Origin of the sequence: Chryseomicrobium imtechense, from assembly GCF_041475995.1 — a bacterium.
In the GTDB taxonomy this organism is placed as follows: domain Bacteria; phylum Bacillota; class Bacilli; order Bacillales_A; family Planococcaceae; genus Chryseomicrobium; species Chryseomicrobium aureum.
Genome location: NZ_JBGOBM010000026.1, coordinates 1 through 4,074, shown reverse-complemented (window position 1 = coordinate 4,074; position 4,074 = coordinate 1). Strand labels below are relative to the sequence as shown.

Below are 4,074 nucleotides of genomic sequence, written 5' to 3'. Positions count from 1 at the left end.
TCCGGAGCCCACTATCAAATATCAGATGTGAAATAGTTCAAAAAGGTCCGGCCAGGGTTTTTGGCCGGATTTTCTTACGTTCGTTTCATAAAGTTTCCGATTAACGATTTCGTAGGAAGTTTCCCCAAGATCGACTCTCCACTTGCTGTCAATTGTTTTAATGTGGTTAAGAGCTTGTCGTCCCCCGCCCAGTGGTCTTCTAATAAATCAGGCGACAATCGGTTCACAAGAAGATTTAACACAAACGTTGCAATAATCAAATCGTCAACAAACCCACCTGGACCTGCCAGAAGCTCTGGTAAAAAATCTACGGGTGCTACAAAATAGGCAATACCGCTTCCGAGTAACGCTTTGCTTTTAAAGTCTACGCGTGGATCTGCCATTGTTTTGACCATTAGATGAAAAATATCTGGAGCGAAAAGTAAAAAGGAACTCACTTTGGTAATTCCTTTTTTTTCAAAGTAACTCGTGATAGACTTACGTAAACGCTCATAAAAATCTAATTGTGTAGTAGTGTCTGGTGTCTGCATCTTCATTCCTCCCTTAGTAGGTAGTATACCAATTTTTCAGGTAAATGAAACTTCTGGCCAAAGCACTACGTCAAAGTCTGTAAAAGGAGGTCGTGTCCTGTGAAAGTTCGCATCATCTCTTTATTCGCTGTAGCACTGCTTGTTGGGTGTACTGATCAATCGTCGACAACTCCTCAGCCGAACGACCCACCGTCAACTGAAACTGAAACTGAGCCTGAGATTGAAGAACCGCAAGAAATGGGGCCTGACCTTCATACGTACTTTATGCCAAATCAATCGATTGCTCGTTTTGAAGGTATGGGAAATGAGTACGCCACGTACACTTTAGAAACACAGTATTTATATGATGACTATATCGGTACACTTGAGGATAACGGCGGAACAGTAGTTCAGCGGATCTACCGAGTGGAAGAGAATCGTATTGTCAAAATTTTTGAAGAGGTTGAAGCCTATGAAGCAGATTTTCCTCCTTTCAATGAACTAGAATCGATGCCAGAACTTGAAACGTATCTTTCTTTACCCTTAGAAGAAGGAACCGCGTTCGGAGGATGGACAATCGAACAAGTCGATGGGACGCTCGAAACTCCTTTTCAGACATTCACTGATGTGATCATGCTCAGTCAAGAAGGCGAAGATCAATCGGTTATCGAGAAGTATTTCGTTGAAGGATTTGGTGAAGTGAAGCGAGTATTTCGTATGCCGGGTGGCGAAGGAGAAGAATTTGAAGTGATCTCTACGTTGCAATCGGTAGACTAAAAAAGCATGGCCCAAGTCGGGTCATGCTTTTTGTTACTTATAGTTTTGTAACGTTTGCAGCTTGAGGTCCGCGATTTCCTTCAACCACTTCGAATTCTACAGCTTGTCCTTCGTCAAGTGATTTAAAACCATCTCCATTGATTGCAGAGAAATGTACGAATACATCGTTCTCGCCTTCTACTTCGATAAATCCGAAGCCTTTTTCTGCATTGAACCATTTTACTGTACCTTGTTTCATGTGTAAAACCTCCAAATAGATAATCAATATGCGAGTAAAAAAATTCACATATCCGATGAAGTACCGATGGGTTCACATCGATCACTACATAGGATATGTGAATGGTTAAACGGTGCTCGCTATACATTGTTAATTAAATTATACCAATATACCCCTGTTCGTCAACAGCTATTATCACATTATTCTGCTAGTTCAGAAGTGATAAATAACCCATGATACAGTTGCAAATCTTCCTCACAGTTTTCGCAATAACAGACTTCTTTTCCATCCCAGAAAGCATAAAACCCATTTTTCTCTTTTGAAAATGTATACGACTCTTTAAATTCCTCTACTTTATGTTCAAGAAATGCCTGTGCTTCTGTTTCAGTTTGGAAGGACCAGCTGTCTAAGATATGGGATTGCCACTCTTCAAATTGGTACCAAGGCTCATAATCTGCCTTCATATATACGACGGAATACATGCTTGTCCCCTCCTTCCTCTACTCATTATGCTAAAAAGCACTCGTGCTGTCGACTAAAGTGCTTGCAATTCTTCCAAATGACACAGATACTAGGCTTAAGAATGAAACTTTTCTTATAGAAAAACGTATGAACTAGTAGTGAAAAGAGGTGTAGTATGAATTCTAAATATACAGCGTACCGGCACTTGCTCAATGTACCGATCAGTAGTGCTTCCCTTCTCGTGTTACTCATTCCTTTTGATGCAGGATTGACGTTGAGCGCTGCTATAGCCGCAGGGACTTATGCTGCCTCGAATTATTCAATCAAAGGCATCCAACGCTATCATGTTGTAAAGAAACATGGTTTGACGTGGTCTGAGCTTCAACATATTTCGAAACAAGTCGAAGATGCACAAGCAAAAATTCGAGAGCTCAATCAATTCTATACACGTGTCCGTTCGTTTCGTTCGATCAAGCAATTGATTGAGATGAATCGAGCTGCCAAGCGTGTAGTCCAACTTGTTCAAGAAGAACCACGACGTTTTTATTTAGTTGAAAACTTCTTTTACTCGCATATAGACAGCGCACTAGAAATCACGAAAAAATATGCACTTCTCGTCCGACAGCCAAGTAAAGATGCTTCCACAAAAGTGGCACTTATGGATGCACGAGACATGATGGACGAGATCAATGGCTTATTGCAGCAAGACGTGAACGATGTCATCAAACAAGACATCAATAGACTTCAACTTGAACTTGACTATGCAAAGCAGTTATCAAACCGACTACCTGAGCCCAAAGGAGACGATAAATCATGACGAACGAAACAAATCAGACAGACTATCTACTTGATGAACTTCTGATGGAACCCGTAGCAAAGCCACAAGAACAGCAAACGCAACAAGTAAAGCTAATGGAACGGTTAACAGAAGAAGAACAGTCTAAGGCAAAACAACTCGCCACACAGATTCCAGTCGGTGATTATGAGTCTATCCTGACGTACGGGGCGACTGCCCAAAACGAATTAACAAAGTTCTCGCATCAGATGCTTGATCACGTCCAGAAGAAAGACATTGGACCGGTTGGTGATATTTTAGGGGATTTGATGAAGAAGTTAAATGAAATCAACCCGGAAGAATTGAATCAAAAAGAAAAGAAAGGCATTCGCAAGTTCTTTTCGAAAATGAATCGCTCCTTGCAGGAAGTGATGACTCGCTATCAAAAATTGAGCACGCAAGTAGACCGAATCGGAATTCAACTCGAGCACTCAAAGCGTGGGTTAGTCGAAGATGTCCGAATGCTAGATAAACTGTATGACCAAAACAAAAATTATTTCAAGGCACTAAATATATACATTGCCGCTGGAGAGTTGAAGCGTGATGAAATCGTGCAGCAAGTCATTCCTGCCCTTCGTCAAAAAGCAGAACAATCCAATGACCAGATGGCTTTTCAAGAAGTTCATGATATGACGCAGTTTGTGGACCGTTTAGAAAAACGTATTTATGATTTGCAACTTTCTCGCCAAATCACGATTCAAAGTGCACCACAAATTCGCATGATCCAACAGACGAATCAAACACTAGCTGAAAAAATTCAATCGTCAATCATGACCTCCATTCCACTTTGGAAAAATCAAATTGCGATTGCCTTAACGTTGAATCGTCAGCAAAAAGCGGTGTCGGCTCAACGCCAAGTAACTGCGACGACGAATGATTTACTTTTGAAGAATTCTGAGATGTTGAAAGTAAATTCGATTGAAACTGCGAAAGAAAATGAGCGTGGGATTGTCGAAATCGATACACTGAAGAAAACGCAAGAGAATCTTCTAAGTACAATCGAAGAAACGCTACAAATTCAAGCAGATGGCCGCATGAAACGAAAAGCTGCGGAGCTCGAAATTGCGCGTATGGAAGATGAGTTGAAGAATCGTCTTCTTCAGATTCAGGAGAAGTCCGAGAATCGACAGAACTATTAGATACACATACTAAAGAGGCTGGGACAAAACCTAGACTCTAATTGAAAAAGCGCGCACCGCAGAAAATTCTGCGGTGCGCGCTTTTTGTGTACAAAAATAAGGACAACTTCTGATAGAATTGAGTCACCACAACAA

The 4,074-nt window shown here is 41.1% G+C and carries 6 protein-coding genes; 3 read left to right on the top strand and 3 right to left on the bottom strand.

The genetic code is table 11. The features are described from left to right. Positions 1-74: 74 nt before the first annotated feature. Positions 75-530 (bottom strand): YkvA family protein, encoded by a 456-nt coding sequence (locus AB5N96_RS13345; RefSeq protein WP_239584755.1) that lies wholly within the window; start codon positions 528-530, stop codon positions 75-77. A gap of 99 nt (positions 531-629) precedes the next feature. Here AB5N96_RS13345 and AB5N96_RS13340 point away from each other — a divergent pair, with 99 nt between their 5' ends. Next, positions 630-1,286, top strand: coding sequence for a hypothetical protein (locus tag AB5N96_RS13340; RefSeq protein ID WP_204589250.1), 657 nt, complete (start codon positions 630-632; stop codon positions 1,284-1,286). A 37-nt stretch (positions 1,287-1,323) separates the two neighbouring features. On the opposite strand, the gene AB5N96_RS13335 is transcribed toward AB5N96_RS13340, so the two are convergent. Both AB5N96_RS13335 and AB5N96_RS13330 read right to left on the bottom strand, forming a co-directional pair. Continuing rightward, positions 1,324-1,524, bottom strand: coding sequence for a cold-shock protein (locus AB5N96_RS13335; RefSeq protein ID WP_094941967.1), 201 nt, complete (start codon positions 1,522-1,524; stop codon positions 1,324-1,326). A gap of 179 nt (positions 1,525-1,703) precedes the next feature. After that, positions 1,704-1,985: a DUF1033 family protein gene (locus AB5N96_RS13330; protein ID WP_204589249.1), complete on the bottom strand. Its 282-nt coding sequence runs from the start codon at positions 1,983-1,985 to the stop codon at positions 1,704-1,706. A 155-nt stretch (positions 1,986-2,140) separates the two neighbouring features. Here AB5N96_RS13330 and AB5N96_RS13325 point away from each other — a divergent pair, with 155 nt between their 5' ends. Together AB5N96_RS13325 and AB5N96_RS13320 are read left to right on the top strand one after the other, a co-directional pair. Continuing rightward, entirely contained in the window at positions 2,141-2,782 is a 642-nt protein-coding gene (locus AB5N96_RS13325) for a 5-bromo-4-chloroindolyl phosphate hydrolysis family protein (RefSeq protein WP_204589248.1), read from the top strand. Next, positions 2,779-3,939 carry a toxic anion resistance protein gene (locus AB5N96_RS13320; protein ID WP_204589247.1) on the top strand — a complete coding sequence of 387 codons (1,161 nt, stop codon included), beginning with the start codon at positions 2,779-2,781 and terminating at the stop codon, positions 3,937-3,939. Before AB5N96_RS13325 ends, AB5N96_RS13320 begins: the two co-directional genes overlap by 4 nt. The last annotated feature ends 135 nt before the right edge of the window (positions 3,940-4,074 follow it).

Coding starts and splice junctions, on each gene's coding strand:
- AB5N96_RS13345 (WP_239584755.1), bottom strand. CDS start 530: ATGCAGACACCAGACACTACTACACAATTAGATTTTTATGAGCGTTTA.
- AB5N96_RS13330 (WP_204589249.1), bottom strand. CDS start 1,985: ATGTATTCCGTCGTATATATGAAGGCAGATTATGAGCCTTGGTACCAA.
- AB5N96_RS13320 (WP_204589247.1), top strand. CDS start 2,779: ATGACGAACGAAACAAATCAGACAGACTATCTACTTGATGAACTTCTG.
- AB5N96_RS13325 (WP_204589248.1), top strand. CDS start 2,141: ATGAATTCTAAATATACAGCGTACCGGCACTTGCTCAATGTACCGATC.
- AB5N96_RS13335 (WP_094941967.1), bottom strand. CDS start 1,524: ATGAAACAAGGTACAGTAAAATGGTTCAATGCAGAAAAAGGCTTCGGA.